The organism is Pseudoalteromonas sp. UBA2102 (assembly GCF_002331165.1).
GTDB lineage: Bacteria > Pseudomonadota > Gammaproteobacteria > Enterobacterales > Alteromonadaceae > Pseudoalteromonas > Pseudoalteromonas atlantica.
Window position 1 is genome coordinate 1 of the sequence record NZ_DCYU01000025.1, and the last position, 5,891, is coordinate 5,891.

Consider the following 5,891-nt stretch of genomic DNA (forward strand, 5'->3'; position numbering starts at 1 on the left):
GTGTCGTCTTCGTAAATAATGTCGGCAGGAATTTCGCGGTTAATAATTTTTGTAAATATTGTTTCTGTGCTCATAATCGTTTCAGTGTAAGGGTTGAATTTAAAGTCACTAATGACAAATTTTGTTTGCAGTGTCAAACTCAAAACAAATAAAGGAGTTTTTATGCGTAAACCAATGTTAATAACTGCAGCTGCGGCACTATTGATGAGTATGTCAGTAAGTGCCGGAAATATTCACTTTCCTGAAGAGTTAGTGCCTTTACAAGTCGGCGAAAGAGTGATTGAAAGCTCTCTATTTAGCCGCGTTGACGACATTGAACTTGATCCAGGCTCTTATCGATTAAAATTAAAATACACCGATTTATACGAGCTAGGCTTTGACGATCATGAGGTAATAGAGTCTGAACCGTTTTGGGTAGACATTACTATTGACGATAACAAAGACTACGACATGGTGTTTAATCGTGCCGATAACGCGGTATCAGCGAAAATATTTGCTGAGGCACCACAGGTAAGTTTAAAAGCAAAGGGCGCGTCTGTGGCACAGCCGCTTAGTGTTATTTCAAATACACAGCTTGCAAGTCAAAAGCCTGCTTTACAAAATACGGTGCCAGCGGGTCCAACGCGTCCAAGCCAACCTATTAAGCCTATTGCGCCTATTAATGGCAAAGGCATGCCAAGTGCACCGCAAATGCTAGAATTTTGGTGGCAGCAAGCAACGCTTGCTGAGCGAAAGGCCTTTTTAGAAAAGGTAACGAACCAAGGCGTTGAATAATAAACTTATCTCAGCTACTAATTTTAAGCGCTAACTGCGCTGAGCTTAGTTACAGTTTTTAGTTTGAGAAAATTACAGTATTAAAAAAGGCCGATAAATCGGCCTTTTTTAATGGTTTTGCTGTTTTACCCTAAAGGTGTGAACACTTTTAGGGATGGCACAGGTTGTTTATTTATCAAATAAAGCGTCAATGGTGCCTTGTGCAAGCGGGTGGTAGCCTGGGCGTGCTTTGATGTATACATCGTGTGCCCACTCACGCTTACCATTTTTAATAAGTGCTTTGTATAACGGCACAATTAATTTACGGCGGCCAATACCTGATAAGTGCTTATCAAGCGCTGGGTAAATAGGTTGGTAACCATTACCTACCGCTAACATAAACCATGCAAACGCGCGCTCTGCATTGGTTGATTGCGTTAAGTTAAATTGCTTATCAAGCTCGCTCATCTTATCTAAGCTTAAATCACGTGGTAGGTTATTTAAAAAGTGTAACCACTCGTGCACTGTCCATTGAGCCGTAGGTAATTGTGCTGCGCTTGTTTCACCTTTTAACCATGCTGCGCTTGCTGTATCTACTTTATCAAACGCATCCGATGTTGGGTTAGGTGCATCGCTTGGTAAACCTGGCTCAAAAATCCACTCATTCACTTTATCCATGCTTACAACGCCTGGATATTTTTCAATTAAGTTAGCTTTTAAGTAAGTAACAAATTGCGCAGTAGTCAGCGATTTAAATGCAAACTCATTAAAGTAGGTCTTAACAAAGTCATCAAACTTATCTCGGCCGTATTTTTCTTCTAGGTAGATTAAAAATAGCTGCCCTTTAGTGTATGGCACTGAGCTAAATGCATCATCTGGATCGCGGCCATTAAGTTTTAAATTAAGGCGCGTATCGGGTGCATCAATGGTTTTAAGCTGAGCGCGTAAGCCTGCTGCATCTAAAGCTTGCTCCATTACGGCGCGGTCGCGGCCAAACACTTCTTCCATGATGCGGTTTTCAACGTAAGAGGTAAAACCTTCGTTTAACCATAAATCTTCCCACGTAGCGTTGGTAACTAAGTTACCAGACCAAGAGTGTGCAAGCTCATGCGCAATAAGGTTTACTAAGCTTTTATCGCCAGCAACTACGGTAGGGGTAATAAACGAAAGACGCGGGTTTTCCATACCACCAAACGGAAAGCTAGGCGGTAACATTAATAAATCGTAACGGCCCCATGCATACTCACCATACATTTCGTTGGTTTTGTCGATCATGGCTTGGGTGTCGTTAAACTCGGCAACCGAAGCGTCTAAAATTTCAGGCTCGGCAAATATACCAGTTTGTTTTGACATGGCTTTGAATTCTAAATTACCTGCACCAATCGCAATTAAGTACGGCGAAATAGCTTGTGGCATTTCAAAGTGGTAGTCGCCATCTTTGTATAGTGCGTCTTTGTTATCGGCGCTCATTACGGCACGTATATCTTTTGGTGTATGAATACGGGCAGAGTAAGTAACGCGCATGGCAGGGGTATCTTGTACTGGTAACCAGCTACGAGCGTGAATAGCCTGCGATTGGCTGTACATAAACGGGTGCGTTTTGCTGGCTGTTTGCTCTGGTGTTAACCATTGCAGGCCAGATGCTTCTGGGCGGCTGTTGTAGTAAATACGTACTTTTGGCGCTTGGCTTTTTAAAGTAATTGTTAGTTTTGAGCCTTTAACATCATCGCGATCTGCCAGTGTAAATTTAGCTTTGTGCCAATCGCCCGAGGTGTCTTGGTACATTACTTTATCAATGTCTAAGTCGCGGGTATCAAGTACCAGCTTTTTACTCGTGTCATTGTTCCACTTTAGCGTGTGCTCAACAAAACCTTCTAATTGCTTGTCGGCAAAATCGACATCTAAATCAAGGTTTAAGTGTGTTGTTACCACATCATCTAGGTTGGCGTATGAGTTTTGATCAATCGCGTTTGCCATTGCTTGCGAGCACATACCGGCCATAGCGAGGCTTAAAAAAAGAGGTTTAATTTTCATAAAATACCCTGAACACTAATAATAAGTGCAGGTTTTATATCATGATTGATACAGCGGGTTGAGTGATTTTTACATTCTTTGCGACAATAAGGTAAACTACTGCGATTAGTTACCAGTACACTCAGAGACCTTTGTGGCGCACTCATTAAAACCTTTACATACCTTTGCACTAAACAATCAATGCCAGCATTTTGTTGAAATAACCTCGGTTGAGCAACTTAAAGCACACCGTTTTAGTGCTCCGTTTTGTTTATTAGGGGAAGGTAGCAACACAATATTTTTAGAAAACTACGCAGGCACCGTAATTAAAATGGCCACTAAGGGCATTACTATTACCGAGCGTGAAAATGACGTATTAGTGAGTGCAGCTGCGGGCGAGAACTGGCATAAGCTAGTAAGCTATTTACTTGATAAAGATATTGCAGGGCTTGAAAACCTAGCCCTTATTCCGGGCACCGTTGGGGCGTCGCCGGTACAAAACATTGGTGCTTATGGTGTTGAGCTGGCTCAATTTGTAGAGTCGGTTGAATACATTGATATTGCCACAAAAACCAAGGTGACTTTAACTAACGCACAGTGTGAGTTTGCTTATCGTGACTCTATTTTTAAACATGCTTTAAAAAACAAAGCGGTGATCACTCAAGTTAATTTAGCGCTCCCTAAGAAGTGGCAGCCAGTTTTAAGTTATGGCCCACTCAAAGTATTGCAAAATCCCACCCCTAAAATGGTATTTGAGCAGGTTATTGAAATTCGTAACGCTAAGCTGCCAAACCCATACACTTTAGCCAATGCGGGTAGCTTTTTTAAAAATCCGATTATTAGCAATGCGCGTTTAGAAGCGCTGCTTGTGCGGTTTGGTGATTTACCGCATTACCCCTATGGGGAAAACCATCACAAAGTGGCGGCAGGTTGGCTAATTGACCAAGCGGGCTTGAAGGGCTTTACAGTAGCAGGGATTGAGGTGCATCAGCAGCAGGCGCTGGTATTAGTTAATCATGGTGATAGTAAAGGAAGCGATTTAATCGCTATGATCACGCATATACAGAATACGGTGTTTGCACGTTACGGCATAATGCTAGAGCACGAAGTAAGGCTTATAAACACAAATAGTGAATGCCATATTACTACGGAGCACGCGTAATGAAAGCACCAGATGGAAATAAACTAGCTATATTAAATGCACTTAACCAAGGTGGCTTTGTATCGGGCCAAGCCCTTGGCGAGCAACTGGGTATAAGCCGTGCTGCAGTGAGTAAACATATTCAAACACTGCAAGGCATGGGGCTCGATATATTTAAAGTGACGGGTAAAGGTTACAGTTTAAACAATGCGGTGGGTTTGCTAAACCAAGCCGATATAACCAAACATTACCACGCATTAGGTGCCAATACAGCCCAAGTAGAAGTGCACCCTATTATAGATTCAACCAACAGCGAGCTAATGCGCCGTATTCAAAATAAAGTCGCGCTTGAGTCTGGCACTGTTGTGGTTGCCGAAATGCAGCAAGCCGGGCGCGGAAGGCGAGGACGGGTATGGCAATCTCCATTTGGGGCTAATTTATATTACAGTTATTTTTGGCGTTTAGATGATGGCCTGCAAGCTGCTATGGGCGTATCAATTGCAGTAGGGCTTGCGGTATACGATGCTATAAAAGCACTTTACGATATAGACGTTGAACTTAAATGGCCAAACGACATATACATAAATAAGCAAAAATTAGCCGGAGTATTAGTTGAGCTAGATGGGCAACCGCAAGGCCCTTGTCAGCTAGTCATTGGTATTGGCATAAATCTACAAATGCCGCAAAACACCAGCGAACACATTGACCAAGCATGGACAGATTTAAGCCAACACACCACTGCGCTTGATAAAAACCAGTTAGTAGCTTCGCTTACCGTTTATTTAGAGCAGCGCTTGGCAGATTACCAGCAAGACGGGCTAAACAGTATGTACGCACAGTGGAACGCCCTAAACGCCTTTGCAGGAGAATGCGTAGAGCTAAATACGGGGCACAGAAGCTGGCGGGGTATTTGTGAGGGTATTGATCAGCACGGCGGAATACGTATTCGCCAAGACGGCGAAGTTAAAAGTTACTATGGCGGCGAAATCTCGTTAAGAAAGGCCGAATTATGAAACTGCTAATAGATGTAGGTAATACGTCATTAAAAGCGGCCTTATGGCGCGAGCAACAAGCAACGCCCGTTTCTATGAGCGACGTGCCGTGGCAAGCAATAACTGAGGTTGTGTATGCTTGTGTAGGTAACAGTGAATTATTAAATGACGCGCTCACATTAGCCGCCAAAAAAAGTATTCCGTGTTTTGAGGCGCATGTTAGTAAAAATCTCAGTGGCTTAAGCTGCGCATATGAACAGGTTAGCAATTTAGGTATTGATCGCTGGCTTGCGCTGGTGGCAGGTTTTACACTTTACCCTAACACACCATGCATTATTGTTGATGCTGGCACTGCAACCACTATTGATGTATTGAGCGGCGAAGGCGAGCACTTAGGGGGCTGGATATTGCCCGGCCTTGATTTAATGACTCGCTCATTAACACAAAATACTCAGCGCGTGTTTGATGATGCCAATACCCCCTTTTTAAACGAGCTAGGTAAAAACACACCCAACGGATTAAAAAATGGCGCGCTGGTGGCAACATTAGGCGCTATTGAACAGGCCAAATACCAACTTAAACACGTAACAGGCGAACAAAAACCACAAATTTTGTGCGCCGGTGGTTACGGTTTGCTGTTACAGCAACAAATAAGTGGCAGTATTTTTGATTCTTTATTGGTTATGAAAGGATTAAATTATTGGCATGAGCTAAGTAAAAACGACGAAAAACAGCAAAATTAAGCACTTTTGCATGAATTGTGAGCATTTAAGCTAAAAAATTACATTTTTTTTAATTTTATAGTTGCATCATAATAAACCTTACTCTAATATCTCGCCCCGTACTAAAGCAGTGCCGACTTAGCTCAGCTGGTAGAGCAACTGACTTGTAATCAGTAGGTCAACCGTTCGACTCGGTTAGTCGGCACCACTTTCCTTTTACCGAAAGTGAATTAGTAAAGAATTATCGTGGAGGGGTTCCCGAGCGGCCAA

General features: G+C 42.8%; 5 protein-coding genes, 1 tRNA gene and 1 pseudogene. 5 read left to right on the forward strand and 2 right to left on the reverse strand.

The window, feature by feature from the left end; translation table 11 throughout:
• Positions 1 to 74: pseudogene (locus tag B2R65_RS02730) on the reverse strand (histidine triad nucleotide-binding protein); the annotation flags it as partial.
• 88 nt (positions 75 to 162) lie between these two features.
• Between B2R65_RS02730 and B2R65_RS02735 the strand changes: the two are divergent.
• Positions 163 to 774 (forward strand): DUF2057 domain-containing protein, encoded by a 612-nt coding sequence (locus B2R65_RS02735; protein ID WP_024033947.1) that lies wholly within the window; start codon positions 163 to 165, stop codon positions 772 to 774.
• Between the two features lie 168 nt (positions 775 to 942).
• Here B2R65_RS02735 and B2R65_RS02740 read toward each other — a convergent pair whose 3' ends face one another.
• A complete protein-coding gene (locus B2R65_RS02740; RefSeq protein WP_029774313.1) occupies positions 943 to 2,787 on the reverse strand; it encodes a M1 family metallopeptidase in 1,845 nt (614 codons plus the stop codon).
• A gap of 133 nt (positions 2,788 to 2,920) precedes the next feature.
• Here B2R65_RS02740 and murB point away from each other — a divergent pair, with 133 nt between their 5' ends.
• The 4 genes from murB (at position 2,921) to B2R65_RS02760 (ending at position 5,829) form a co-directional block, all read left to right on the forward strand.
• Positions 2,921 to 3,928, forward strand: coding sequence for a UDP-N-acetylmuramate dehydrogenase (murB, locus tag B2R65_RS02745; RefSeq protein ID WP_273587905.1), 1,008 nt, complete (start codon positions 2,921 to 2,923; stop codon positions 3,926 to 3,928).
• A complete protein-coding gene (gene birA, locus B2R65_RS02750) occupies positions 3,928 to 4,920 on the forward strand; it encodes a bifunctional biotin--[acetyl-CoA-carboxylase] ligase/biotin operon repressor BirA (RefSeq protein WP_286740846.1) in 993 nt (330 codons plus the stop codon). Before murB ends, birA begins: the two co-directional genes overlap by 1 nt.
• Complete coding sequence (locus B2R65_RS02755) at positions 4,917 to 5,642, forward strand: type III pantothenate kinase (protein ID WP_138685029.1); 726 nt, start codon at positions 4,917 to 4,919, stop codon at positions 5,640 to 5,642. The genes birA and B2R65_RS02755 overlap by 4 nt, the downstream gene beginning before the upstream one ends.
• 111 nt (positions 5,643 to 5,753) lie before the next feature.
• Positions 5,754 to 5,829 (forward strand) — tRNA-Thr (locus tag B2R65_RS02760).
• Positions 5,830 to 5,891 lie beyond the last annotated feature (62 nt).